This window comes from Streptosporangium longisporum, from assembly GCF_039534895.1.
In the GTDB taxonomy this organism is placed as follows: Bacteria; Actinomycetota; Actinomycetes; order Streptosporangiales; family Streptosporangiaceae; genus Streptosporangium; species Streptosporangium longisporum.
In genome coordinates this window covers 146,674-171,958 of record NZ_BAAAWD010000009.1, presented here as the reverse complement: position 1 = coordinate 171,958, position 25,285 = coordinate 146,674, and the positions used below count along the sequence as shown (strand labels likewise).

The following is a 25,285-nucleotide window of genomic DNA, read 5'->3' as shown; positions in this document are numbered from 1 at the left end:
GCAAGGGGATCGCAAAGGTCCCGCGACAGAACCCCCCGGCGCGCAACCGCCGCACCTTCATGGAGGCCTGGGTGGCAGTAACCCATGACGTCTCACCGCAGCTTGATGATCTCGTCGTCACCGCGCACCGGATCCGTGAGTCGATCGAATCGGTGATCGAGGGCAAGAGCGACGTGGTCCGCCTGACCCTGACCGTACTGCTCGCCGAGGGCCACCTTCTCATCGAGGACGTGCCCGGAGTCGGCAAGACCATGCTCGCCAAGGCGCTGGCGAGGTCCATCGACTGCCCCGTGCGCCGCGTGCAGTTCACCCCCGACCTGCTCCCCAGCGACATCACCGGGGTGAGCGCCTACAACCAGCAGACCATGGAGTTCGAGTTCAAGCCCGGCCCGGTGTTCGCCAACATCGTGGTGGGCGACGAGATCAACCGGGCCTCGCCCAAGACCCAGTCGGCCCTGCTGGAGTGCATGGAGGAGCACCAGGTCACCGTGGACGGGTCGACCTACCGGCTGGACTCCCCCTTCATGGTGATCGCGACGCAGAACCCCATCGAGATGGAGGGCACCTACCCCCTCCCCGAGGCGCAGCGCGACCGCTTCACCGCACGGATCGCGATGGGCTACCCCGCCCCGTCCGCCGAGCTGGAGATGCTCGACGTGCACGGCGCCGCCTCCCCGCTGGACAAGCTGGAGCCGGTCGCCACCACCGAGGAGGTCAAGGCGCTCATCGAGGCGGTGCGCGGCGTCTACGTCTCCCAGCCCATCAAGATGTACGCGATCGACCTGGTGACCGCCACCCGCCAGTCCCCCGACCTGAGGCTCGGTGCCTCACCGCGCTCGACCCTGCAGCTGGTCCGGGCCGCGCGGGCGCACGCGGCGCTGGCCGGCCGCGACTACGTCATCCCCGACGACCTGCAGGACCTGTGCGTCCCGGTGCTGGCGCACCGGTTGCTGCCCAGCATCGAGGCCCAGGGGCAGCGCCGCCCGCCCGAGCAGGTGATCGCAGACCTGGTCCGCCGGGTACCCGTTCCCGAGGCCCAGCCGCGGTGACCTCCGGCCTCAAGGCGCTCACCGCCCGCGGCCGGTCCTTCCTGGCGTCCGGCGTCGCGGCGCTGCTGTGCGCCTTCATCCTCGGCGAGCACGACCTGCTCAGGATCGGCGTGCTGATCCTGTCGCTGCCGCTGCTCGCCGCCATGGTGGTCGCCCGGACCCGCTACCGGCTGAGCTGCGCGCGGCGCCTGGACCCGCCCCGGGCCGAGGTGGGCAGCGAGGCCACCGTCACCCTGCGCCTGGAGAACGTCACCCGGCTGCCGACCGGCCTGCTGATGATCGAGGACACCGTCCCGTACGCCCTGGGCGCCCGGCCCCGGTTCGTCCTCGACCGGGTGGAGGCCAAGGGCGTCCGGGAGATCGACTACCGGGTCCGCTCCGACCTGCGCGGCCGGTTCACCATCGGGCCGCTGGCCATCCGGATCAGCGACCCGTTCGGCCTGGTCGAGCTGACCAGGGCCTTCACCATCACCGACACCCTGGTGGTGACGCCCCAGGTGGTGGCGTTGCCGCACGTGCGGCTGGCCGGCGAGTGGAGCGGCGGGGGCGAGAGCCGTACCAGGAGCGTGGCGGCGGCGGGGGACGACGACGTCGCGCCGCGCGAGTACCGCCAGGGCGACGACCTGCGGCGGGTGCACTGGCGCTCCACCGCCAGGCGCGGCGAGCTGATGGTGCGGCGCGAGGAACAGCAGTGGCAGAGCAGGGGCGCGCTGCTGCTGGACACCCGGCGCTACGCCCACCGCGGCGAGGGCCCGCGCTCGTCGTTCGAGGCGGCGGTCTCGGCCGCGGCCTCCATCGGCGTGCACCTCGCCCACGAGGGGCTCGGCCTGCGGCTGATCACCGACCAGGGGGCCGAGCACCTCACCGACAGCGGGCTGAGCCGGTCCCTGCTGGACACCCTGGCCGTGGTACGGGCCGGCACCGCCCGGTCCCTGGAGTTCGGCGTCGGCGCGCTGCGCCAGGGCGGCGGCGACGGCCTGATCGTGGCCGTGCTCGGCTACCTGGACCTGGAGCAGGCCCAGGAACTGGCCAGGGCCAGGCACGGCAACGTGACCGGCGTGGCCGTGATGCTGGACGTGTCGGGATGGGAGCATCCCGAGCTGGGCGAGAACGAGGAGTTCAAGGCGGCGCGCGCGATGCTCGCCGGGACGGGCTGGCGCGTCGTGCGGCTGGCCGCGGGCGCCTCCGTCGCGAGCGTCTGGCAGGAGGCCGCGCGAGGCGGCCGATTCGCAGCGAGCAGAGGTGACACATGAGACTTCCCATCGCCTCGGGGATGGCCACGGGAGCGGTCGCGATCGCGCTCTATCCCCTCTTCCAGGGAGGCGACTGGTTCTGGGCGAGCCTGGGGGCCATCCTCGTGGTCACCGGGATCGGCACGGTCGCCGGGTACTACGCGCTGCCCGGCTGGCTGGTGACGCCGGTGCAGGTGTTCGCCACGTGGATCTACCTCACCGCCACCTTCGCCGGTGACGAGGCCTGGGGCAGGGTGGTGCCCACCGCGGACTCGGTGGTGGAGCTGGCCAGGCTGCTGACCAAGGGCTTCGCCGACATCCAGCGGTTCGCCGCGCCGGTGCCCGACAGCACCGGCATCGTCCTGCTCACCTGCGGCGGCGTCGGCGTGATCGCGATCGCCGTGGACCTGCTGGCCGCGCGGCTGCACAGGGCCGCGCTCGCCGGGCTGCCGCTGCTGGCGCTGTTCACCGTCCCGGCCGCGGTGGTCGCCGAGCCGATCGGCTGGCCGGCGTTCATCGTCGGCGCCGCGGGCTACCTGGGGCTGCTCGTGGCCGACGGCCGCGAGCGGGTCACCCACTGGGGCCGGGCGGTGCTGGTACGCCGCACGTCGGCCGCCATGACCGCCCGTCCCGCCTCCTCCGACGCCGGGCCGCTGCGGCTGTCGGGCAAGCGCATCGGTTTCACCGCGGTCGCGCTGGCCATCCTGCTGCCCGCGTTGCTGCCGACCCTGGAGCCCGACCCGCTGTTCGGGTTCGGCGTGGGCAACGGCAGGGGCGGCGGCAACTCGGTCAGCATCCCCAACCCCATCGTCAACCTGCGCGGCCAGCTCTCGCTGCCGGAGAACTCCACGGTGCTGACCTACCGGGTCAGCGACGGCGACTCGCGCTACCTGCGGATGTACTCCCTCGACGTCTTCGACGGCGAGCAGTGGACGATGTCGGAGCCCAAGGGCCGCCCCGAGGACCGCACGTCCGAGGCGGCCATGCCGCCTCCCCCGGGCCAGAACCCGTCCCTGTCGGTCACCTCGGCCACGCTCGACGTGAACGTGAGCGACCAGGTCAGGAGGCTGAGCTTCCTGCCGCTGCCCTACCCCGCGGCCCGGGTCACGGCCGCGGGCGACTGGCGGCCGGACCGGGACACGCTGATGGTCTTCTCCACCCGCGACACCGCCGAGGGCCTGTCGTACCGGGTGACCACCGCCGAGCCCAGGTCCACGGCGGAGCGGCTCAAGGCGGCGGGCCCGCCGTCCGCGGCGATCGGCGAGCGCTACCTGGTGCTCCCGGAGAACCTGCCCGGCGAGATCAGGCAGCTGGCGACCCGGGTGACCGAGCGCGGCGCGAGCCCGTACGAGCAGGCGATCCAGCTCCAGAAGTTCTTCACCGAGGACGGCGGGTTCACCTACGACCTGTCGACCCAGGGGCACGACGGGCCGGCGCTGACCGACTTCCTGATCCGTAACCGCACCGGGTACTGCGAGCAGTTCGCCGCCTCCATGGCGGTGCTCGCCCGCGTCCTGGGCATCCCCTCCCGGGTGGCCATCGGCTACACCGGCGGCGGCAGGGTCGCCGGGGCCTGGCAGGTGCGGACCCACGACTCGCACGCCTGGCCCGAGCTGTACTTCGAGGGGACCGGGTGGCTGCGTTTCGAGCCGACCCCGGCGGGCGGGGCCGGTCAGGGCAGCGCCACGGTGCCGGAGTACACCCGGCCGCAGGCGGCCCCGACCGCCAGCGCCGAGCCGAGCGCCGCCCCGTCGGCGGAGGCCGGCGACTCGACGACCGGACCGGGCGGGACCGCGGCGAACCGCCGTGACCGGATGCTCGAACGTGATCTGGGCGGCCTGCCGATCGCGCCCGAGGAGGGCGTGCCGACGGCCGCGAAGATCGGCATCGGGGTGGCCGTCGCGCTGCTGGTCATGCTGATCCCCGGCCTGATCCGCTGGCAGCTGCGGATCCGCCGCCGCAGGGCCTACTCGCGGCCGGTCCCGGCACCAGGGCCGGTCCCTGGATCCGAGGTCCCTGCGTCCGGGCCGGTCCCGGTCTCCGGGGGTGCCTTTGGGGGTGAAGGGCCGGGCAGGGTGCCGGGTCCGAGGCCGGCCGGGATCGCGTCGCCGGACGGGAGCCGCCGGGAGCCCGCGGTGATGGCGGCCTGGGCCGAGCTCGACGACGCCCTGTGCGACTACGGGATGGCCCGGGAGCCGAGCGAGAGCCCGCGCTCGCTGGCCCGCCGGCTGGCGAAGCAGTACGCCTTCGACCCGGAGGCCACCGCCGCGCTGGCGAGGATCGCCGCCGCGGTGGAGCGGATGCTCTACGCCCGCAGCGGCGGGGAGATCGGGACACTCCGCGAGGACCTGTCCCGGGTACGGCGGGCGCTGGCGGCCACCGTGACCCGCGGCAGGCGGATCAGGGCGGTGCTGCTGCCCCCCTCGACGCTCCTGCGGATGCGGGCGATGGGCGGGCGGGTGCTGGACGGGTTCGACCTGCTGGAGAACATCCGGCTGCGCAGGCCCGCCAGGAAGGGCGCCTGAGCCCGGGCACGGATCGCCTCCGGCCGCTCCCCGCCCGGGGAGCGGCCGGACGCGTTCCCGCCCGGGAACGGCCGGGTGTGAAGGATCACGGGACGCGCAGGCGGCCGGACCCGGTGGGCCGGCGGGCAGAAGGGATCAGCCGGGCGTCGGGACGTCCGGGCACGAGGGGTCACGGGACGTGAGGGGCCGGGGGTGAAGGATCACGGGCGCGAGGACGTCCGGGCACGAGGGTCGGCGGGGCGCCGGAGATCGCCGGGCCGTCGCCGGGGCACGCGGGAGGCGGCCCCTGGCGCAGGGAAGGGAAATGTCACCGGGGAGGGACCCGCCGCCGCGGACGGCGGCGGCCCCGGCGGCCTAGCGCTCGTCGTGACGACGGCGCCAGCGCTCCTCCATGCGTTCCATGAAGCTCTGGCGGGGGCCGGGCCTGCGGCCGCCGCCCCCTGCCCTGCCGGGCGGCTGATCGGTCGGGGCGGCCGGACCGGCCTCACCGAACCCGTTCATCCGCTTCCAGCTCGACAGGCCCCACAGACATGAGGCGAGCATGACCACGAAACCGCCGACGCCGAGCGGGATGCCGAGCGGGACGTTGTTGATCACTACGCCGACCATCAGCAGGACGATGCCCAGGATGAAGCCGATGCCGGCCTTCACCAGACGACGCCTGTAGTGGCTGCGCGGATCACTGATCCTGACGGTATTGGCCCACTTCGGGTCCTCGGCGTAGAGGGCCTGCTCGATCTGGTCGAGCAAGCGCTGCTCGTGCTCAGAGAGCGGCACGGCGCCTCCCAAGGACAGCCCCAGGACGGGGAAGACGGTGACGGACGACACGGGGTGTCCGAACCTCGCGGTCGGTTATCCCCAGAATACGAGGCTGTAGACGTAGACGAAAGAAAACGTCCAACGTAGTCCAAACCGGAGGCGACGTCATGGTTCCATTCCATCAAACGGCGGGCGGATAAGGGAGGCCGGGAGTACCGCATCCCGGCCGAATCTTCGGGTCGCCCGGTCCATCGCCTGCTCGGCCTCCCGCCAGCCGGTCTCGCGCTCACCGAGACCGAGCTGCCGGGTCGCGCCCTCGGCCGGGCCGAGGTTCTCCACCCGCACACCGACCAGCCGCAGCGGGACGTTCTCCAGGCCGGAGGCGGTGTAGAGATCGCAGGCGACGTCGTACACGATCTTGGCGACGTCGGTGGGGTCGTGCAGGCTCCGGGAGCGGGACAGGGTGGTGAAGTCGGCCCGGCGCAGCTTGACGCTGATCGTGCGGCCGACCGCGCCGGCCCCCCGGAGCCGGGCCGCGACCCGTTCCGACAGCCGGAGCAGCTCCCGGCGGATCCGCACCGGGTCGTCGATGTCGGTGGCGAACGTCTCCTCGGCCCCGATGCTCTTGTCCGGCGTGTGCGGGGTGACGGGGCGGTCGTCGCGTCCCCAGGCGAGCTCGGCCAGGTGCGTGCCCGCCGCCTGCCCCAGCTCGCGCCGCAGGGTGTCCACCGGGACCGCGGCGAGGTCGCCGACGGTCGCGATGCCCAGCCGGGCCAGGGAGCGCTCGGTGCGCTCCCCGACGCCCCACAGCGCCGCCACCGGCAGCGGGTGCAGGAAGTCGACCACCTTGTCGGCCGGCACCACGAACAGCCCGTCGGGCTTGGCGTGCCGGGAGGCGAGCTTGGCCACGAACTTGTTGCGGGCCACCCCGACCGAGCAGGTGACGCCCTGCTCGCGCGCGACCTGCTCGCGGATCATCGCGGCGATCTCGGCCGGGCGGCCGAGCCGCTTGCGGGCCCCGGCGACGTCCAGGAAGGCCTCGTCGGACGCGATGGGCTCGACCTCGGGGGTGAAGCTCTGGAAGATCTCCATGACCTGCCGGGAGACCTCGGCGTACTTCTCGCGGCTGGGCGGGAGGATCACCGCCTGGGGGCAGAGCCGCCGGGCCCGGGTCATGGGCATGGCCGAGTGCACCCCGAACTCCCTGGCCTCGTAGGTGGCGCTGAGCACCACCCCGCGGCCCGCGGAGAGGCCGACGATGACGGGCCTGCCCCGTAGCTCCGGGCGCGTGCGCAGCTCGACACCGGCGTAGAAGGCGTCCATGTCGACGTGCAGGATCGGGCAGCCCGTGTCGTCCGACCCCAGGGCCGGACCGGGGCGCGGCATCTGCTGCTTTCTCGACACGGCGTCATTCTACGGGAACACTCGTTCGATGCGGCGTTCACCGGTGTCCGAGGACGTGCAGCTGGGTGGCGATGTCGCGGAGGACGGGGTGCGCCGCCGCCGCCTGCTCCAGCGCGACCAGGGCGCCGGCGGCTCCGGGCTCGCCGTCCAGCACCCTGCTGGGCACCAGATCGGCGAAGATCCGCACGCCGTGCACCTCGCCGGGGGTGAAGCCGGTCGCGGCCAGCAGCAGCTCCAGGCTCTCCCGGGTGAAGCGGCGGGGGGTGGGGTCGCGGTCGCCCCAGCGGCCGTCGGGGTCGGTGAGGACCTCGCGGGCCTCGTCGAACCGGCCGGCGATGGAACGGTGCAGCGCGGCGGCCAGCGGGTTGGCGGCGAGCACGCTGATCACGCCTCCGGGACGCAGCAGCCCGGCCATGGCGGTCACCGCACCGGCCGGGTCCTCCACGTACTCCAGCACGCTGTGGCAGAGCACCAGATCGGTGTCCCCGGGTGGGAGCAGCTCTCCCAGGTCGGCGGCGTCGCCCTGCAGGGCACGCACCCGCACTCCCGCCTCGGCCGCCCTGCGCTCCAGCGCCGCGAGCGAGTCGGGGCTCGGGTCGACGACCGTCACGGAGTGGCCCAGATCGGCCAGGGGGACGGCGAAACCGCCCGTGCCTCCCCCGGCGTCGACGATGTCCAGCCGTTCACGGCCCGTGGCGGCCGCCCGATCGGCCAGCACGGCGCTCAGGGCCTCCCACACGACCGCGGTGCGGACCGCCGGGGTACCCGCCTGCCGTGAGATGCCTACGGCGTGCAACTTCAGATCGCCTCCTCGTACGGTGACGAGTCCAGCCTACGCCGCGTCCCGCGCGGTGCGGGCGGAGAGCCGGGGCGAACGGCTCCCCGCCGGGCACGGCTAGAGCGCCAGGGAGGGTTTGAGCTGCTTGAAGCGGGCCATCAGGCCGTTGACGAACTGCGGTGACTCGTCGGTCGACAGCTCCGACGCCAGGCTGACCCACTCGCTGATGACCACGCCCTCGGGGACGTCGGGCATCCACAGCAGCTCGTAGGTGCCGCCGCGCAGCAGGTTGCGGTCCACCGCGGGCATGCGGTCCAGCGTCCAGCCCTCGGCGTAGGCGGTGATCAGCTCGTCGATGCGCGACCGGTGACGGCAGACCCCCTCGACGATCGTGGTGGTGTACTCGTTGACGGGCGGATCGGCCCGCTCCAGGCGCTCGGCCAGGACGTTCCTGGGGTCCTCGCTCCGTGCCTCGGCCTCGAAGAGGATGTCCAGCGCGCGCCTGCGCGCCTTACCCCGTGCCGACATCAGGCGCGGCCGAGATAATCGCCGGTGCGGGTGTCGACCTTGACCTTCTCGCCGGTGGTGATGAACAGCGGCACCTTGATCTCGGCGCCGGTCTCCAGCGTCGCGGGCTTGGTGCCGCCGGTGGAGCGGTCTCCCTGCAGGCCCGGCTCGGTCTCGGAGACGATCAGCTCGACGGCCGCGGGCAGGTCGACGTAGAGGACGTTGCCCTCGTTGATCGCCACGGTGGCCAGCATGTTCTCCAGGAGGTAGTTGGCCGAGTCGCCGACCGCCACCCGGGAGACGTGGAGCATGTCGTAGGTCTCGGTGTCCATGAAGACGTAGTCGTCGCCGTCCATGTAGGAGAACTGCATCTCGCGCTTGTCGACGTTGGCCACCTCGACCTTCACGCCCGCGTTGAAGGTCTTGTCGACGACCTTGCCCGACATCACGTTCTTGAGCTTGGTGCGGACGAACGCGCCGCCCTTGCCGGGCTTGACGTGCTGGAACTCCACGACGGCCCAGAGCTCGCCGCCGTCGAGCTTGAGCACAAGGCCGTTCTTGAGGTCGTTCGTCGTCGCCACTAGTCTCTCCTGCGTACGGCCGCTCTTAAAGGACGAGCAGCTCTTTGGTCGTCCGTGTGAGAAGCTCCGGCCCGCCGTCGCGCGCCACGAGAGTGTCCTCGATGCGCACGCCGCCCCTGCCGGGCAGGTACACCCCGGGCTCGACGGTGATCGGAACTCGATCCTCTAGTCTACCGTGCCCAGCGTCCCGCTCCGGATGCCGAGGAGACAGGAACGGCACCTCGTGGATCTCCAGCCCGACGCCGTGCCCCAGGCCGTGCTCGAAGAACTCCGCGTACCCGGCCTCGGCGATCAGGTCGCGGGCGGCGGCGTCCACCTCGTGCAGGGCGGCGCCGGTCCGCGCGGCCACCAGGCCCGCGCCCTGGGCGGCGTGGACCAGGTCGTACAGCTCGCGCTGCCAGGCCGCGGGCTCGCCGATCGCCACGGTCCTGGTCATGTCCGCGTGGTAGCCCCGGTGGCGGGCCCCGAAGTCCATGGTGACCAGGTCCCCGCGCCGCAGCGGCCGGTCCGAGGGCGAGTGGTGCGGGATCGCGCCGTTGGGTCCGCTCGCCACGATCGGGTCGAAGGCGGGCCCGTCCGCGCCGAGGTCGGCCATCCGCCGCTCCAGCGCCCTGGCGATCTCCTTCTCGGTCACCCCGGGACGCAGGTCGGGCAGCACCTGCTCGAAGGCCCGGTCGGTGAGCTCGCACGCGGTGCGCAGCAGGTCGATCTCGTCCTCGTCCTTGACCATGCGCACCGACTCCACCGTCCCCGACAGGCGGAGCAGGTCGCCTCCCAGCCGGAAGTAGGCGGCGACGGGCAGGTGGTCGGCCTCGATGCCGACACCGCCGGTGCCGCCGGACGCGGCGAGCAGCGCGCCGGCGACGTCGCGTTCCTCGACCACCTCGATGTCGGCGCAGACGTCCCGGGCCGCGCCGATGTAGCGGGAGTCGGTGGCCAGCGTGGCGGTGGCGTCGGCCCGGACCAGGACGACCGCGTTGGAGCTGGCCAGGCCGGTCAGGTAGCGCACGTTCACGGCGTGGGTGACCAGGATCGCGTCCGCCTCGTGAGCGGGGAGCAGGGCGGCGAGGTTCTCGCGGCGCCGGGCGTGAAGGACGGTCATGCCAGGCATGCTATTGACCGCCATGCCCCGTGTCGCCACCGCGACCGTCCCTCGCCCGTCTCCCGTGTGGTCGCGGCCGTCCCTCGCCCGGCGCGGGACCGGACGCGGGGCCCGGCCTCGCATCCGGCCGGGGTCAGGCGGCGAGCTCCCTGACCCGCTCGATCAGCCGGACGCGCTCCTCGTGGGTGCGCGCCAGCGGGCTGACGTTGACGGTCGTGACGCCCGACTCGCGCATGGCCTGCAGGCGCTCGCGGACGTGCCCCTCCGGGCCGATCAGGGACGTCCTGTGCAGCAGCTCGTCCGGGACGAGCGCGGCGGCCTCGTCCTTCCTGCCGTCGAGGTAGAGGTTCTGGATCTGCTCCGCCTCCTTCTCGTAGCCGTACCGGCGGGCGAGGTCGTTGTAGAAGTTCTTCCCCCTGGCGCCCATGCCGCCGATGTACAGGGCGGCCATCGGGCGGCCCAGCTCCAGCCAGTCCGAGACGTCGTCGCCGATGGCCAGCGGCGCCTGGGCGATCACGTCCAGCTCGCCCAGTGCCGGGTCCCGCCTGGCCCTGCCCGCGGCCAGGGAGGCGCCCCAGACGTCGGCGGCCTTCTCCGGGACGTAGAAGATCGGCTCCCAGCCCTCGGCGAGCTCGGCGGACAGCTCGACGTTCTTGGGGCCGATGGCGGCGACGACGATCGGGATGCGGTCGCGGACCGGGTGGTTGATGAGCTTCAGCGGCTTGCCCAGGCCGGTCCCCTGGTCGGCCGGGAGCGGGATCGTGTAGTGCCTGCCGTCGTAGGTCACGCGCTCGCGCCGCCACACCTGGCGGCAGATCTCGATGACCTCGCGGGTACGGCCGAGCGGGGCGGTGTAGGGGACGCCGTGGAAGCCCTCGATGACCTGCGGTCCCGACGCGCCGAGCCCGAGGGTGAAACGGCCGTCGGAGACGTAGTCCAGCCCGGCCGCGGTCATCGCCAGCAGGGCCGGGGTGCGGGAGTAGATCGGCAGGATGCCGGAGGCGATCTGCAGCCGCTCGGTCTTGGCGGCGATGTACCCCATCTGGCTGACCGCGTCGAAGCTGTAGGCCTCGGCGACGAAGACGATGTCGAGGCCCGCCCTCTCGTAGTCGGCCAGCGCGGCCACCGTCTCCTTGAACCCTCCGGAGTAGTTCAGGGCCATACCGATACGCATGGTGGGATCGTCCTTCCGCAGCGCGACAAAACCGAATGTTGTTCCGTTGTCTCGGCAACAAAGGCTATCGACTCACCGCCCGCACACCAAGCCCCGCACCCTCGCCTCCGGGCCGGTAGCCTACGCATTCCGGGGCAGGGCGGCCCCGGCGGAACCCGGCGGGAACGGACGAGGAGCGGTGTGCTGAGGCAATCGATCGTCGTGGCGGCGGGGGCACTGGCGCTGACCCTCGGGGGGCATCGCCTCCTGCCCGAGCTGGGCGGGTTCACCCCCGTGCTGGAGAGCCTGCTGCCCTGGCTCGGCCTGGCCGTGCCGGTCCTGCTGGTCTGCGCGCTGGCCACCCGGTCCTGGCGGGTGATCTGCGCGGCGCTGCTCCCCGCGACCGTGTGGGGGGTCATGTTCGGCCCGGCGTTCCTGCGCACCCCGCCCGGAGGCCCCAGCGACCTGTCGGTCGCCACCATCAACGTGGGCGCGACCAACGGCGACTCGGCCGACGCGATACGGGCGGTCTCCAGGGGGCGTGACCTGGTCGCGGCGCAGGAGCTGACCGCGGGCGGCCCGGCGGCCGAGGAGCTCGACGCCCGCTTCCCGCACCGCTACCGGATCGCCACGGTCGGCCTGTGGAGCCGCTTCCCGATCGCCGAGGCGCGCAAGGCCGACATCGGCCTGGACTGGGCCCGCGCGCTGCGCGCGGTGGTCGTCACCCCCAAGGGCAGGGTCACCGTCTACGTCATGCACCTCGCCTCGGCCCGGCCGGGCCGGACGAGCCAGCGCGACGAGACCCTGGCCTACGCGCGCCGGATGATCGACAAGGACGACAGCCCGCGCCTGCTGCTGCTCGGCGACCTCAACACCGCCACCACCGACCGCAAGCGGACCGGCCTGGTGCCGCCGCTCTCGGACGCCCAGCAGGAGGCCGGCAGGGGGTTCGGGTTCACCTGGCCGTCCGCCTTCCCGGTCACCCGGCCCGACCACATCCTCTACCGGGGGATGACCGCGACCAGCGCGGGCGTCGAGCCCGCCACGGGCAGCGACCACCGGGCCGCCGTCGCCTCCCTGCGGCTGGGCACCTGACCGCCCCCACCGGGGTCCGGCCGGAGCGGCGAGATCGGTCCCGGCGTCCGTGGCGTGAGACCGGAGCGGCTCAGGGTCAGATCGCGGGGCCGGTACGGGCGTCCGTGGCGTGAGACCGGAGCGGGCCGGGGTCAGGTCGCGGGGCCGGCGCGGGCCCGCAGGGCGGCCAGGTCCGCGGGGGTGTCGATGTCGGCGGGGTCGGCGACGTCGTCACAGGGCACCGCGACGACCAGCCCGGCACGGGCCCGCAGGAAGGGGCGGGCACCGGCGTCGCCGGTCGCGAGCCGGGCGACCTCCGCGAAGTGCTCCCTGGCGATCAGCACCGGGTTGCGCCGCTCCCCCGCGTAGGTGGCCACGGCGACCGAGGCGCCCCGCCCGGCGGCCCGGATGAGCCGCCGCACCGCCCGCGACCCGACGAACGGCTGGTCCACCAGGGCGATCACCACGTGCGCGGCCGTGCCGGGGACCGCCTCCAGGCCGGTGCGCAGCGAGGAGCCCATCCCCGAGGCCCACTCAGGGTTGTGGACGGTGACCGCGCCCGGCACCCGCGTACCGGCGGCCCCGAGCACCACGATCACGGACCGGCAGCCGCCCTCGCGCAGCGCCCTGACCCCCCGGTCCACCAGCCGCTCCCCGCGGAACTCCACCAGCGCCTTGGGCGTGCCGAGCCGCGAACCCGACCCGGCGGCCAGCAGCAGGCCCACGCTCACCCGTTCCCCGGCGTCGCCGGCCTCCCCGGTCCCCCTGGCCTCCCGGGCGTCCTCGGCCGACCCGTCCGACTCGTCCGGGCCGGTCGGGCCGGTCATGTCGGCCGGTTCCGCGCCCGCCTGCCCCCCGGGCTCCCGCGCCGCGCTCACGTCCCCGGCCCGTCCCGGTGGATCCGGCCGGAGCCGTCGGTGAGCGGGCGGCCCGAACCTCCCCAGCGCAGCTGGATCAGCTCGGCGGCGATGGAGATCGCGGTCTCCTCGGGCGTACGCGCACCCAGGTCCAGGCCGATCGGCGAGCGGAGCCGGGCGAGCTCGGCCTCCCCCAGGCCCGCCCGCGCGAGCCGGGCCAGCCGGTCCTCGTGCGTGCGGCGCGAGCCCATCGCGCCGACGTACCCGGCCGGGGTGCGCAGGGCCACCTCCAGCAGCGGGACGTCGAACTTCGGATCGTGGGTGAGCACGCAGATCGCGGTCCGCTCGTCCACCGCTGCCGAGACGAGGTAGTCGTGCGGCCACTTGACGATCACCTCGTCGGCCTCGGGGAAGCGCTTGGCCGTGGTGAAGACCGGCCGGGCGTCGCAGACGACCACGTGGTACCCGAGGAACTTGCCGACCCGGGCGACCGCGGCGGCGAAGTCGATCGCGCCGAAGATCAGCATCCGGGGCGGCGGCGCGAAGGACTGGACGAAGACCGCCAGCTCGTCGAGGCGCCGCTGTCCCTGGGCACCGTACCTGCGCACGCCCGTCAGGCCCTGGGCCAGCATGCCGCGCGCGTCGTCGTCCACCGCGGCGTCCAGCCGGGCCACGCCCAGCGACCCGCCGGAGCGGTCCGGCCAGATCACCCGGCGGGCGCCCACCGTGCCCGGTCCGGACAGGACGGTCGCGACCGCCACCGGTTCGTGCCCGAGCACCGACGCGGCGACCGACCCCAGCTCGGGGAAGGTGTGCCGGGAGACCGGCTCGACGAACACGTCCAGGATGCCGCCGCAGGTCAGCCCGACGGAGAAGGCGTCGTCGTCGCTCACCCCGTACCGCTGCAGCACGGGGGTGCCCGAGGAGACCACCTCCCGGGCCAGCTCGTAGACGGCGCCCTCGACGCAGCCGCCCGAGACGCTGCCCTCGGCCTCCTCGCCGAGCACCGCCATGGACGCCCCCGGCGGGCGGGGCGCGCTGCGGAAGGTGTCCACCACGGTGGCCAGGCCGAACGTCTCCCCGGCCTCCCACCAGCTCAGGACCTGCGACAACACATCACGCACGGGTGCCTCCCAGCAGTGCCGCCAGCTCTTCGAAGGCGGCCAGGCTGTGCCCGGCCACGAAGTCGTCGATGTACGGCAGGGCGGCCCGCATCCCGGCCGTGAGCGGCTCGTAGCCGTCCCGGCCCTTGTGCGGGTTCACCCACACCACCCGGTGCGCCGTACGGGACAGCCGGGCCATCTGCGTCCCCAGCAGCTCCGCGCCGCCGCGCTCCCAGCCGTCGGAGGCGATCACCACCGTCGCCCCGGCGGCGTCGCTCCGCGTCAGGAACCGGCGCAGCTCCTCGCCCAGCCGGGTGCCGCCGCTCCAGTCGGGGACGGCCCGGGAGACGGCGTTCATCGCGGCCGCCGGGTCGCGGTGGCGCAGCTCGGCGGTGAGCCGGGTCAGCCGGGTGCCCACGCTGAACACCTCGGTGGCCCGGGGCTCGGACCTGACCAGCGCGTGGGCCAGGCGGAGCAGCGTGTCCGCGTACGGGGTCATGGAGCCGCTGACGTCGACCAGCAGCACGACCCGGCGGGGCCTGGTGCGGTGCTCGCGGTGGCGGAGCCCGGCGGTCTCGCCGCCCCGGCGCAGGCTCTCGCGGACCGTGGCCCTGCCGTCCAGCCGTCCCCGGCGCGAGGGCCTGAACCGGCGCGACCGGCGCCGCTCCCGTCCCGCCCGCAGCAGGGCGAGCAGCCGGTGCACCTCGGCCAGCTCCGGTCCCGTCATCGCGGCCACGTCCCGGGTGCGCAGCACCTCCGTCGCGCTCGCGGTCGCCGCCAGGGCGGGGGGCTCGGCGCCGCCGTCCGGCTCGGGAGCGGCCCCGGGATGGGCCGCGGTGTGCCGGGTGACGGTGATCGTCGCGGGTCTCGCCCGGGACGCGCTCCGCCCGCCGAAGTAGGCCGCGAAGACCCGGTCGTAGCGGGGAAGGTCGTCGGCCGAGGCGCAGAGGGTGAGGCGCCCGGCCCAGTACACGTCGCCGGGACGCGAGGCGTCCAGGTGCGACAGGGCGCGGAGCAGCCCCTGGGTGCGCTCGTGGTCGGCCGGCACCCCGGCGGCCCGCAGGGTCCTGGCGAAACCGGTCATCACCCGCACCAGGTCCGGCCCGGCACCGGCGAGGTCCGGCCCGGCGAGGTCCGGCCCGGGTCCCTCAGCCGCGGGACGCACCGAGGAGTCCGTTCCCGAGCACCGTCTCGTGGTCCTCCCGGTGCTTGAGCAGGGCGCCCAGGCTGGCGGCGGCCAGGCCGGGGTCGAGCTCTCGGAGCTCGCGCGCGCCGAGGGCCATCAGGGCCTCGGTCCAGTCGAGGGTCTCGGCGATCCCCGGCGGCTTGATCAGATCGGCCTTCCTGAGCCGCCCGGTCGCCGTGGCCACCTGCTCGGCCAGGATCCGCGAGCACTCCGGGAGCCGCCTGCGCAGGATCGCCACCTCCCGTTCGAAGGAGGGGTGCTCCAGCCAGTGGTAGAGGCAGCGCCGCTTGAGCGCGTCGTGCACCTCGCGGGTGCGGTTGGAGGTCAGCACCACCACCGGGGGGACGTCGGCGCGGATCGTGCCGAGCTCCGGGACGGAGATCGCGAAGTCCGAGAGCACCTCCAGCAGGATCGCCTCGAACTCCACGTCGGCCCGGTCCACCTCGTCGATGAGCAGCACCGCGGGGTGCGTCTCGATCGCCTTCAGCAGCGGCCTGGCGATCAGGAAGCGCCGGTCGTACACCTCCCCCTCCAGCCGGGCGGCGTCGGTCACCCCGCCCGCCTCGGCGGCCTTCAGGTGCAGGAGCTGGCGGGCGAAGTCCCAGTCGTAGAGCGCCTGGGAGGCGTCGAGCCCCTCGTAGCACTGCAGGCGGATCAGCGGGGCCCCGAGCACCGCCGCCAGGGTCCTGGCCAGCTCGGTCTTGCCGACGCCCGCCTCGCCCTCCAGCAGCAGCGGGCGGCCCATCCTCAGCGCCAGGAAGGCCGCCGTGACGAGCCCCTCGCCCGCCAGATAGGCCTGCCCGGCGAGCAGCTCCGCAAGCTGCTCGGGCGATTCCACGTCGGATGCCTCGATTGTCCGCCTCACCACCACCTCAGGCTACGCCGGTCACACGTCCCGGCGTGCCCCGCCGGCGAACCGGCCGGACCAGATCACGGGCCGGCGGCGCCGGACGCGGCCGGACGATCGTGGGAACGGGATGACGGCGGGCGTTCTGCCGGTCCCTTCGAAGAAGTATTGTCGCCGTCTGTGAAGAACCTGCTCGACCAGATCAACACCCCGTCCCGGGTCGTCGTGCTGGCGTTCCTGGCCGCGGTCCTCACCGGGGCGGGGCTGCTCGCGCTGCCGATCGCGACCGAGGGGGGCGCGGCGGCGTCGCTGACGTCCGCGCTGTTCACCGCGACCTCGGCGGTGTGCGTGACCGGGCTCGCCGTGCACGACACCGCGGCGCACTGGTCGGTCTTCGGCGAGGTCGTGCTGATGGTGCTGATGCAGATCGGCGGCTTCGGGATCATGACGCTCTCCTCGATCCTCGCGGTGATCGTCTCCGGGAAGCTCGGCCTGCGGGCGCGTCTGAACACCCAGGCCGAGACCAAGACCCTGGGGCCCGGCGACGTGCGCCAGGTGATCGTGGGGGTCGCCAAGGTCACCCTGGTCGCCGAGGTGCTGACCGCCACCGTGCTCGCCGTCCGCTTCGTGGTCGGGTACGGGGAGCCGGTCGGCCGGGCCGTGTACTACGGGGTCTTCCACGCGGTCTCGACGTTCACCAACGCCGGGTTCGCGCTCTGGCCGGACAGCATGATGAGGTTCGCCCGCGATCCGTGGATCTGCATCCCGCTCATGCTGGCGGTGGTCGCCGGGGGTCTCGGCTTCCCCGTGTACGCCGTGCTGCGCGAGCACTGGCGCCGCCCGGCGCGCTGGAGCCTGCACACCAAGATCACACTGGGGATGACCGCCGTCCTGCTGTTCGGCGGCGCACTGGCCATCACCGCCACCGAGTGGAACAACCCGAGGACGATGGGCGACCTCCCTCCGGGCCTGCGGGTCATGGCCGGGTTCTTCCACAGCGTGATGACCCGCAGCGGCGGGCTGAACTCGGTGGACACCTCGCAGATGGACGAGAAGTCCTGGCTGATCAGCGACGTGCTGATGTTCATCGGGGCGGGCAGCGCGAGCACCGGGGGCGGCATCAAGGTGACCACGTTCGCGCTCCTGGGGTTCGTGATCCTCGCCGAGCTGCGCGGCGAGCCGGACGTCACGGCGGGCCGCCGCCGCATCCCCGAGCAGCTGCAGCGCCAGGCCCTGACGATCGCCCTGCTGAGCGTGGCGTCGGTCACCGTCGGCACGCTCGTCCTGATGGCGGTCACCCCGTTCAACCTCGACCGCGTACTGTTCGAGGTGGTCTCCGCCTTCGGCACGGTCGGGTTGTCGACGGGGATCACCACCCAGATGGGCACCGAGGGGCACCTGGTCCTGACCATCCTCATGTTCGTGGGACGGCTCGGGCCGGTGACGCTGGGCGCCGCGCTGGCACTGCACGTGCAGACCCGTCGGTTCCGATACCCGGAGGAGGGTCCCCTCGTTGGTTGACAAGAGAAACCGCCACGAAGCGGTCGCGGTGATCGGCCTGGGCCGGTTCGGCGGCGCCCTGGCGATGGAGCTGGTGGGACGGGACATCGAGGTGCTGGGGGTGGACAACGACCCCAAGAACGTGCAGCACTTCTCCGGACGCCTCACCCACGTGGTGAGCGCCGACTCCACCGATCCCGACGCCCTGGCCCAGCTCGGCATCGGCGAGTTCGGCAGGGCCGTGGTCGGTATCGGCACCGACATCGAGGCGAGCATCCTGACCACCTCGATCCTGGCCGACCTGGAGGTGACCTCCATCTGGGCCAAGTCGATCAGCCTGCAGCACAGCCGCATCCTGCGGCGGGTCGGCGCGCACCACGTGGTGCAGCCCGAGCACGACATGGGCGAGCGGGTCGCGCACCTCGTCACCGGGCGGATGCTCGACTACGTGGAGGTCGACGAGGGGTACGCCATGATCAAGACCATGGCGCCGCGCTGGGCGGACGGCAAGACCCTCGGCTCGCTGGGGATCCGCAGCGAGTACGGAGTCACCGTGGTCGGGATCAAGAAACCCGGCACCGGGTTCACCTACGCCGCCTCCGACACCCTGATCCAGAACGGCGACACCCTGCTCGTGGCGGGCGAGACCACCAGCGCGGAGCGGTTCGCCGAGGAGACCTGAGCACCGTCCCCGGACCGGCGGGACCCGGACGACCCGGACCGGCGGGACCCGGACGACCCGGACGGCCCGGACGACTCAGCGGGCCTCCGGGGCCTCCCCGTGCCGCCTGATGAGGGCGGACAGCTCACGGACCTGGCGGGCGGTGCGCTCCTTCTCCGACCCCTGCATGCCCATGGCCCCCACGGTGACGCCGTCGGTGAAGTCGATCTTCGCCCACGGCTCGCTCTCGGTCAGGCTGACCCCCAGCACCTGCGACCACTCGTAGCGGTGCACCCGCAGCGGGTTGACGACGGCGATCCCCCGCTCGTCGGCCTCCACGCGGCATCGTCCCAGCAGGTGGAGGACCCCGGCGATCACGAGGCCGAGCAAGGTCATCGCGATCCTGTCGGCCAGGGTGAACGGATCGGGCAGGAAGACCGCCATCAGCACCGCGCCGACGACGATCACGCTCGCGAAGCCGTAGGCCGCGATCCGCCCGTTCCTCGGCCGCCACACGACGGGCAGCGGGGGCGGGGAGACGCTCTCCGGGCTCACTGTCAGATCACGATCCTTCGGAAGAACCGGCGCCTGCGGAAAACCTGCGTCCTCGGGGGAACGGGCGCCCTCGGCGGACCGGCGGCCGGAACGGCCGCGACGGCCGCGACGACCGGTCGTGGCGCCGACGGCCGGTCACGGCGCCGATGGAAACCTATCGCACGGCCGTGCCCGCCCCGTCGCACGGCACGACGGGAGCGGCACCGCACGGCACCGCACGGCACCGCACGGCACCGCACGGCACACCGGAGCACACGGGGGCACGCGGGGGCACGGCCACCGGTGACCGCCCGGTCACGCGCCCCGCCCCGGCCGCCCCGGCCCCTGCCACCCCGCCTCGGCCACCTCGGTCCCCTGCCACCCCGCCCCGGCCGCGTCGGCCACCCCGGCCACCCCCGCTACCTCGGCCGTCCCGACCGCCCCGGTCCCTCGGCCTCCGGCCCGGTCGCGTGACCGGGCCGGTGGCGCGGATCTCCGGCCGTCGCGTCAGAAGCCCGCCGTGACGGTCTTCTGCGAGCGCAGTTCCCTCAGCAGCAGCGCCGTCTCCAGCGCCGCGACGGTGGCCTCGTACCCCTTGTCCTCGTGGCTGCCGGGCACGCCCGACCGGTCGACGGCCTGCTCCAGCGAGTCGCAGGTCAGCACGCCGTTGCCGATCGGCACCTCCTCGTCCAGGGAGATCCGGGTCAGGCCGGAGGTGACGGAGTCGCAGACGTACTGGAAATGGGCGGTCTCACCGCGGATCACCGCGCCCAGGGCCACGACCGCGTCGCACCGCCGGGCCAGCGCCTGGGCCACCACCGGGATCTCCAGCGATCCGGCCACCCGGACCACCGTCACCTCCGCGCCGCTGTCCCGTCCGGCCTGCACGGCCCGCGCCACGAGCTGATCGGTGATCTGCCCGTGCCAGCGGGCGGCGACCAGCCCGAGGGTCAGCCCGCCGGCCTCGACGGCCGACGCCGCCGGTCGTCCGGTACCGCTCATGTGTCCTCCCGGGGAATGTCGTGGCCGAGGCGGTCGCGCTTGGCCGACAGGTACTTCTCGTTGTACGGGTTCATCGCCACCGGCATGGGCTCACGGCCGAGCACCTTGACGCCGTAGCCGTCCATGCCGCGCAGCTTGGCCGGGTTGTTGGTCAGCAGCCGGGCCGACTTCACGCCCAGGTCGGCGAGGATCTGCCCGGCGTTGGAGAACTCCCGCGCGTCCACCGGCAGCCCGAGCTCCAGGTTGGCGTCGACGGTGTCGCTCCCGCCGTCCTGGAGGCTGTAGGCCCGCAGCTTGGCCAGCAGCCCGATCCCGCGTCCCTCGTGGCCGCGCAGGTAGACGATCACACCCCGTCCCTCGGCGGCGATCCGCGACATCGCGTGCTCCAGCTGGACCCCGCAGTCGCAGCGCAGCGAGCCGAGCACGTCCCCGGTCAGGCACTCGGAGTGCGCCCGGACCAGGACGTTCTCGCCGTCGTCGATGTCGCCGAAGACCAGGGCCAGGTGCTCGCCGCCGTCCAGGGAGCTGGCGAAGCCGTAGGCCCGCCAGACGCCGAACCTGTTGGGCAGCCTCGTCTCGGCGACCCGGGTCACCATCCGCTCGGTCCGCCGCCTGAACTCCACGAGCTGCTCGATCGAGACCAGCGCCAGGTCGTGCTCGTCGCAGAAGACGCGCAGCTCCGGCAGGCGCATCATGGTCCCGTCGTCGTTGACGACCTCGGCGAGCGCGCCCGCCTCGCTCAGCCCGGCGAGCCTGGCCAGGTCCACGGCCGCCTCGGTGTGACCGCGCCTGGCCAGCACGCCGCCCTCGCGGTAGCGCAGCGGGAAGACGTGGCCGGGCCGTACCAGGTCGGTCCGCCCGGTCTCCGGGTCGCACAGGGTGCGGATGGTCCTGGCCCTGTCCGCGGCGGAGATGCCGGTGCCGACCCCGTCGCGTGCGTCCACGCTGATCGTGTACGCGGTGCGCAGGCTCTCCTGGTTGTCGCGCACCATCAGCGGCAGGCCGAGCCTGTCGAGGTCGTCACCGCGCATCGACACGCAGATCACGCCGCTGCTGTGCCTGACGGTGAAGGCGAGCAGCTCCGGCGTGGCCGCGGACGCGGCGAAGATGAGGTCGCCCTCGTTCTCGCGGTTCTCGTCGTCGACGACCACGACGGCCCTGCCCTCGCGGATGTCGGCGATCGCGCGCTCGATGGGGTCCAGCGTGGTCACACGGCCTCCTCGGGGACGAGCACGGTCCGGGACCGGTACTCCTTGAGCCAGTTGACGAATCCGATCAGGACGAGCACGAAGAACAGTCCGTAGACGGTCCCCGAGACGACGAGCCCGGAGCTGAAGGCCAGCGGCACGCCCACCAGGTCCACGGCGACCCAGATGATCCAGAAGTCGACCAGGGCGCGGCCCTGGGCCCAAGTGGCGACGGCGCTGCCGACGAAGATGTAGGCGTCCGCGGCGACCAGGAAGTAGCCCTTGGGCAGGGGGGGCGTGCGCGCCCCAGGACAGGCCGGTGAGGAAGAAGAACACGGCCACCACGGCGGTGCCCGCGATCATGACCGTGGCCAGGACGAGCCGCTCGTGCCCGGTGGCGGGGCGTACCGGCAGCTCCTGGCCGTCCCGGGTGCCGCGCGACCAGCGCCACCAGCCGTACACGGCCAGCGCGCCGAACATGACCTGCTTGAGGGCGTTGCCGGTGAGGCTCGCGCTGATGGAGGCGGCCAGCAGCAGCACCGAGGCGGTGAGCTGGACCGGCCAGGTCCACAGCGACTTGCGCATCGCCAGCAGCACCGTGGCCAGCGCGGCCACGTTCCCGACCAGGTCGGTCCAGAGCACCTTGGTCCCCAGGACCATGAATCCCGCCTGGGCCCAGTTCACGACACGCCTCCCCGCACGGTCGCGCCGTTGCCGCCGTTGCCGCCGTTGCCGCCGCTGCCGCCGTTGCCGCCGCTGCGCCCGCCCGCCGCGGGCGAGGAAGCCCCGGACGAAGGAGCCGCGGACGAGGAAGCCCCGGGTGAGGGAGCCGCGGACGAGGGGGCCTCAGGGGAGGGAGCCGCGGTGTAGGCGCCGACCAGCTTCTCCACGTGCTTGGCGATCACGTCCACCTCGAGGTTCACCGGGTCGCCGAGGCCCTTGGCGCCGAGGGTGGTCAGGCGCAGGGTGGTGGGGATCAGGCTGACGGCGAAGCCGTCGCGGTCGACGTCCATCACGGTCAGGCTGACGCCGTCGACGGCGATCGAGCCCTTCTCGACCACGTAGCGGTCCAGCCCGGGCGGCAGGGAGATCCGGACGATCTCCCAGTGCTCGGCGGGCTCGCGCGCGAGCAGCATCCCGGTGCCGTCCACGTGGCCCTGCACGATGTGGCCGCCCAGTCGCTGGTCGGCGCGGACCGCGCGCTCCAGGTTGACCGGGGAGCCGGTCTCCAGCGCGCCCAGGCAGCTGCGGTCCAGGGTCTCCTTCATCACGTCGGCGGTGAACACCTCGCCGCGCACGTCCACCACGGTCAGGCAGACGCCGTTGACCGCGATCGAGTCACCGTGCCCGGCGTCGGCGGTGACCGTCCCGCCGCGGATCGACAGCCGGGCCGCGTCGGTCAGCGGCTCGATCCCGGCGATCTCGCCGAGTTCTTCGACGATTCCGGTGAACATTCACGACTCCTTCGGGGGGCCGTCGGGGAACGGGGGAACGCCCGGGGGCGGAAGCGGGGGGCGGCCGCCGGCCCCGGAGGGCTCCGGGCACGGCGCGACGAGGGCGCCGGAGGCAATGGGGACGCCGGGGACGCCGGGGACGCCGCGGGGCCACGGGCGGACGCGCCACGTGCGAAGGGCGCCGGGGCCTGTGCGGCCGGGCGGACGGTGGTGGGGGGCGGCGGTGCCGTGTCCGTGAGGGACGTGCCCGGCCGCCCGGCGCCTCAGCGCCGGATCAGTCACCCGAGGTCTCCTACTCGCCAGTAGCTTTCTGCCACGGCGGCCCCGGGGATCGACGGGTGCGTACACCCGATAAGCGGAGGGTGCCCGAAGGCACACTCCGCTCGCGCGCTTCCTCCCATCCGGACTTTAACCGTCGGTCCTGGAGTTCCACCAGGTCAACCGGTCGATGGCATCGACCGGGTCGCGGACTGTAACCGCCGGCTCGGAATTTCACCGACCCCGGAGCACGCTGCTCGCACTGTCACGGAAGGCGGACCGCGCAGCGGCCCGGCCTTTCCGTACACCAGTGTGCCATGTACGGCAAACCACGCCACACGAGAGTCCAGGATTCGGACCAGGAGAGCACGCCGGAGGACGTCAGGCCGCGCGCTCGGAGATCGTCCTGCGGGCCCTGCGCGCGTCCGGGGAGTAGCGCACCGGGGCGGGCACCAGGCCGATCCCGGTGTGCAGCGCCCGCAGCGAGGCCGTCGCCCACAGGTCGCCCAGCGGGCTGCCGGGCAGCCCGTACAGCCTGCGGGCCCAGCGCGGCAGGGTGGCGAAGGCGAGCAGGGTGATCAGCGGGAACATCGGCTTGAGCGCGGTCAGCTTGGCCGGGAGCGGGGCGTTGAGCGACTGCCGCAGCGGGTGGGGCACCTCGGGCGCGAAGTACAGCCCCGGCCGGCAGGCCCGGATGTAGTCGTCCATCTCGCCGACCGAGCCGGGCACGTCCTCGGGCCGCAGGCCGACGACCTCGGCGGCGCGGCGCCACTCGGCCACGAACCGGTCGGCCTCGGAGTCGCTCAGCCGCACCCCGGCCCTGCGGGCCACCGAGAGGTAGGAGTCGACCTCCCCGACGTGCACCCACAGCAGGGCGGCCGGGTCGTCGAGACGGAACCGCTCGCCGGTGTCGAGATCGAGGGCGGTGAGGCCGGCGTGAATCTTTCTGACCCTGGCCCCTGCGCGGGCGACCTCCTCGGTCGTACCGTAGGTGCGTACCCGTACGAACTCGGTGGTGCGCAGGAAGCGGGACCACGCCTCCGCGGGGTCCATCAGCGCGGAGTTCTGCGCGACCCCGCGCATGGCACGAGGATGCAGCCCCTGCATCAGCAACGCCCGGAAACCCCCGACGAGCAGGATCGGCTCCCCCATCACCTTCCAGGTCGCCGACTCCGGACCGAACAGTCCGTGATCCATGCGCCACCTCCCTCGTAAGCGGGTAGTTACCCTACCCGGAGGGCCGGACACCTTTGTCCCGGGTCCGTGACACGAGCGGGACGGGATCGGGACCGGGGTGTCACCACCACGTCATGGGTGTGTCACAGATCCGTGAAAAGCAGCCTTTAGGTGCCTTAATTGTGGCATCTCACCCCCTGGGTACGTCAACGGAATTGAAGCTACAAACAGGTGGAAATTGCACAACAATAAAATGAGTAACGGGTAGACCATTGATTTGACCTCGACTGTTTTGCGATGGTTCCAAGGATCCCGCTCAGCCATGCTCGTTGGGGGCACCCGAACGATGACCATCCCTGCACCAGCCGCGACCACGATCGGGGAGCCCTCCGCGGTGAAGACACCGGAGACGGTGGGCCGCTCCCCCGGCCAGCTGATGTGGCTGCGCTTCCGCCGCGACCGCACCGGGCTCGTCTCGGCCGGCGTGGTGATCTTCTTCTTCCTCGTGGCCATCCTCGCGCCGGTCATCTCCTGGCTCTACGGCAAGGACCCCTACGTCCTGTACGGCCAGGACACCCCGGGCCTGCTGAACGACTTCGGCTACCCGATCCGGCCCAACGGCGGCATCAGCTCGGAGTTCTGGTTCGGCATCGAGCCGAACCTGGGCCGGGACGTGTTCATGCAGCTCGTCTACGGCATCAGGACCTCACTGTCGATCGCGGTGGCCGCCACGATCATCACGACCTGCATCGGCATCGTGATGGGCATCGTCGCCGGGTACACCGGAGGCAGGACCGACTACCTGATCGGCCGCCTGATCGACATCCTGCTGTCGTTCCCCTCGGTGCTGTTCATCATCGCGTTCATGCCGGTGGTGGAGAACCTCTTCGTCGCCTCCGACGAGGAGACGCCGGTCTGGCTGCGCGCGGTCACGCTCGTGATCGTGCTCACCGTCTTCGGCTGGGCCGGGCTGGCGCGGCTGCTGCGCGGCCAGGTGCTCTCGCTGCGCGAGCGGGAGTTCGTCGAGGCCGCCCGGGTCACCGGCGCCTCCCCGTTCCGGATCATCTTCAAGGAGCTGCTGCCGAACCTGTGGACGCCCATCCTGATCCAGTCGACGCTGCTGCTGCCGGCGCTGGTGACGTCCGAGGCCGCGCTCTCCTTCCTGGGCGTCGGCATGATCGAGCCCATCCCCGACTGGGGCCGGATGTTCCTGCGCGGCACCGAGGTCTACCGGAACGACATCACCTACCTCATCTTCCCGGGCGCAGCTCTGCTGATCTTCGTGATCGCGTTCAACCTTCTGGGTGACTCGATCCGCGACGCCTTCGATCCCAAGCTCAAGCGTTAGATCCGAAT

General features: G+C 72.8%; 22 protein-coding genes, 2 pseudogenes and 1 riboswitch. Of the genes and pseudogenes, 7 read left to right on the top strand and 17 right to left on the bottom strand.

Features of this window, described 5'->3' with window-relative positions; translation table 11 throughout:
• Positions 1 to 59 precede the first annotated feature (59 nt).
• From ABD832_RS18805 to ABD832_RS18795, 3 genes are read left to right on the top strand one after another with little or no spacing between them, the layout of a single operon-like run.
• Entirely contained in the window at positions 60 to 1,049 is a 990-nt protein-coding gene (locus ABD832_RS18805) for an AAA family ATPase (protein WP_413224707.1), read from the top strand.
• Entirely contained in the window at positions 1,046 to 2,302 is a 1,257-nt protein-coding gene (locus ABD832_RS18800) for a DUF58 domain-containing protein (RefSeq protein WP_344896752.1), read from the top strand. Before ABD832_RS18805 ends, ABD832_RS18800 begins: the two co-directional genes overlap by 4 nt.
• Positions 2,299 to 4,806: a transglutaminase TgpA family protein gene (locus ABD832_RS18795; RefSeq protein WP_344896749.1), complete on the top strand. Its 2,508-nt coding sequence runs from the start codon at positions 2,299 to 2,301 to the stop codon at positions 4,804 to 4,806. Before ABD832_RS18800 ends, ABD832_RS18795 begins: the two co-directional genes overlap by 4 nt.
• A gap of 354 nt (positions 4,807 to 5,160) precedes the next feature.
• Here the strand turns inward: ABD832_RS18795 and ABD832_RS18790 are convergent, their stop codons facing one another.
• The 7 genes from ABD832_RS18790 to ABD832_RS18760 all read right to left on the bottom strand — a co-directional run bounded on the left by ABD832_RS18790 (position 5,161) and on the right by ABD832_RS18760 (position 11,111).
• Positions 5,161 to 5,583, bottom strand: coding sequence for a DUF3040 domain-containing protein (locus tag ABD832_RS18790; protein WP_344896746.1), 423 nt, complete (start codon positions 5,581 to 5,583; stop codon positions 5,161 to 5,163).
• A 147-nt stretch (positions 5,584 to 5,730) separates the two neighbouring features.
• Positions 5,731 to 6,969, bottom strand: a complete 1,239-nt coding sequence (dinB, locus tag ABD832_RS18785) for a DNA polymerase IV (RefSeq protein WP_413224701.1) — start codon at positions 6,967 to 6,969, stop codon at positions 5,731 to 5,733.
• Positions 6,970 to 7,006: 37 nt separating this feature from the next.
• Positions 7,007 to 7,765, bottom strand: coding sequence for a class I SAM-dependent methyltransferase (locus ABD832_RS18780; RefSeq protein WP_344896743.1), 759 nt, complete (start codon positions 7,763 to 7,765; stop codon positions 7,007 to 7,009).
• A 99-nt stretch (positions 7,766 to 7,864) separates the two neighbouring features.
• Complete coding sequence (nusB, locus tag ABD832_RS18775; RefSeq protein WP_344896740.1) at positions 7,865 to 8,275, bottom strand: transcription antitermination factor NusB; 411 nt, start codon at positions 8,273 to 8,275, stop codon at positions 7,865 to 7,867.
• Complete coding sequence (efp, locus tag ABD832_RS18770; protein WP_344896737.1) at positions 8,275 to 8,835, bottom strand: elongation factor P; 561 nt, start codon at positions 8,833 to 8,835, stop codon at positions 8,275 to 8,277. Before efp ends, nusB begins: the two co-directional genes overlap by 1 nt.
• Positions 8,836 to 8,860: 25 nt before the next feature.
• Positions 8,861 to 9,937 (bottom strand): M24 family metallopeptidase, encoded by a 1,077-nt coding sequence (locus ABD832_RS18765; protein WP_344896734.1) that lies wholly within the window; start codon positions 9,935 to 9,937, stop codon positions 8,861 to 8,863.
• Between the two features lie 133 nt (positions 9,938 to 10,070).
• Entirely contained in the window at positions 10,071 to 11,111 is a 1,041-nt protein-coding gene (locus tag ABD832_RS18760) for an LLM class F420-dependent oxidoreductase (RefSeq protein ID WP_344896731.1), read from the bottom strand.
• A gap of 180 nt (positions 11,112 to 11,291) precedes the next feature.
• Between ABD832_RS18760 and ABD832_RS18755 the strand changes: the two genes are divergently transcribed.
• The gene (locus ABD832_RS18755) at positions 11,292 to 12,185 is read left to right on the top strand and encodes an endonuclease/exonuclease/phosphatase family protein (RefSeq protein WP_344896728.1); all 894 of its coding nucleotides are present in this window, start codon (positions 11,292 to 11,294) and stop codon (positions 12,183 to 12,185) included.
• A gap of 131 nt (positions 12,186 to 12,316) precedes the next feature.
• On the opposite strand, the gene ABD832_RS18750 is transcribed toward ABD832_RS18755, so the two are convergent.
• The 4 genes from ABD832_RS18750 to ABD832_RS18735 form a co-directional block, all read right to left on the bottom strand.
• Complete coding sequence (locus ABD832_RS18750; protein ID WP_344896827.1) at positions 12,317 to 12,895, bottom strand: nucleotidyltransferase family protein; 579 nt, start codon at positions 12,893 to 12,895, stop codon at positions 12,317 to 12,319.
• 143 nt (positions 12,896 to 13,038) lie between these two features.
• Positions 13,039 to 14,145: an XdhC family protein gene (locus ABD832_RS18745; protein ID WP_344896725.1), complete on the bottom strand. Its 1,107-nt coding sequence runs from the start codon at positions 14,143 to 14,145 to the stop codon at positions 13,039 to 13,041.
• Positions 14,138 to 15,289 carry a vWA domain-containing protein gene (locus ABD832_RS18740; protein WP_344896722.1) on the bottom strand — a complete coding sequence of 384 codons (1,152 nt, stop codon included), beginning with the start codon at positions 15,287 to 15,289 and terminating at the stop codon, positions 14,138 to 14,140. Before ABD832_RS18740 ends, ABD832_RS18745 begins: the two co-directional genes overlap by 8 nt.
• Positions 15,273 to 16,178 carry an AAA family ATPase gene (locus ABD832_RS18735; protein WP_344896719.1) on the bottom strand — a complete coding sequence of 302 codons (906 nt, stop codon included), beginning with the start codon at positions 16,176 to 16,178 and terminating at the stop codon, positions 15,273 to 15,275. Before ABD832_RS18735 ends, ABD832_RS18740 begins: the two co-directional genes overlap by 17 nt.
• Before the next feature lie 159 nt (positions 16,179 to 16,337).
• Here ABD832_RS18735 and ABD832_RS18730 point away from each other — a divergent pair, with 159 nt between their 5' ends.
• Together ABD832_RS18730 and ABD832_RS18725 are read left to right on the top strand one after the other, a co-directional pair.
• On the top strand, positions 16,338 to 17,678 hold the full coding sequence (locus ABD832_RS18730) for a TrkH family potassium uptake protein (RefSeq protein WP_344896716.1): 1,341 nt from the start codon (positions 16,338 to 16,340) through the stop codon (positions 17,676 to 17,678).
• On the top strand, positions 17,671 to 18,339 hold the full coding sequence (locus ABD832_RS18725) for a potassium channel family protein (protein WP_344896713.1): 669 nt from the start codon (positions 17,671 to 17,673) through the stop codon (positions 18,337 to 18,339). The genes ABD832_RS18730 and ABD832_RS18725 overlap by 8 nt, the downstream gene beginning before the upstream one ends.
• Positions 18,340 to 18,414: 75 nt before the next feature.
• Here the strand turns inward: ABD832_RS18725 and ABD832_RS18720 are convergent, their stop codons facing one another.
• The 6 genes and pseudogenes from ABD832_RS18720 to ABD832_RS18690 form a co-directional block, all read right to left on the bottom strand.
• Positions 18,415 to 18,873: a PH domain-containing protein gene (locus ABD832_RS18720; protein ID WP_344896710.1), complete on the bottom strand. Its 459-nt coding sequence runs from the start codon at positions 18,871 to 18,873 to the stop codon at positions 18,415 to 18,417.
• Between the two features lie 486 nt (positions 18,874 to 19,359).
• Positions 19,360 to 19,854 (bottom strand): 6,7-dimethyl-8-ribityllumazine synthase, encoded by a 495-nt coding sequence (gene ribH / locus ABD832_RS18715; protein ID WP_344896707.1) that lies wholly within the window; start codon positions 19,852 to 19,854, stop codon positions 19,360 to 19,362.
• Positions 19,851 to 21,065 carry a bifunctional 3,4-dihydroxy-2-butanone-4-phosphate synthase/GTP cyclohydrolase II gene (locus ABD832_RS18710; RefSeq protein WP_344896824.1) on the bottom strand — a complete coding sequence of 405 codons (1,215 nt, stop codon included), beginning with the start codon at positions 21,063 to 21,065 and terminating at the stop codon, positions 19,851 to 19,853. Before ABD832_RS18710 ends, ribH begins: the two co-directional genes overlap by 4 nt.
• Positions 21,062 to 21,725: pseudogene (locus ABD832_RS42175) on the bottom strand (nicotinamide mononucleotide transporter family protein). Before ABD832_RS42175 ends, ABD832_RS18710 begins: the two are co-directional and overlap by 4 nt.
• A 185-nt stretch (positions 21,726 to 21,910) precedes the next feature.
• Positions 21,911 to 22,495: pseudogene (locus tag ABD832_RS18695) on the bottom strand (riboflavin synthase); the annotation flags it as partial.
• Between the two features lie 383 nt (positions 22,496 to 22,878).
• Positions 22,879 to 23,009: riboswitch (FMN riboswitch) on the bottom strand.
• Positions 23,010 to 23,134: 125 nt separating this feature from the next.
• Complete coding sequence (locus ABD832_RS18690; protein ID WP_344896704.1) at positions 23,135 to 23,950, bottom strand: oxygenase MpaB family protein; 816 nt, start codon at positions 23,948 to 23,950, stop codon at positions 23,135 to 23,137.
• A 373-nt stretch (positions 23,951 to 24,323) separates the two neighbouring features.
• On the opposite strand from ABD832_RS18690, the gene ABD832_RS18685 reads away from it, so the two are divergent.
• On the top strand, positions 24,324 to 25,277 hold the full coding sequence (locus ABD832_RS18685; RefSeq protein ID WP_344896701.1) for an ABC transporter permease: 954 nt from the start codon (positions 24,324 to 24,326) through the stop codon (positions 25,275 to 25,277).
• Positions 25,278 to 25,285: the final 8 nt, after the last annotated feature.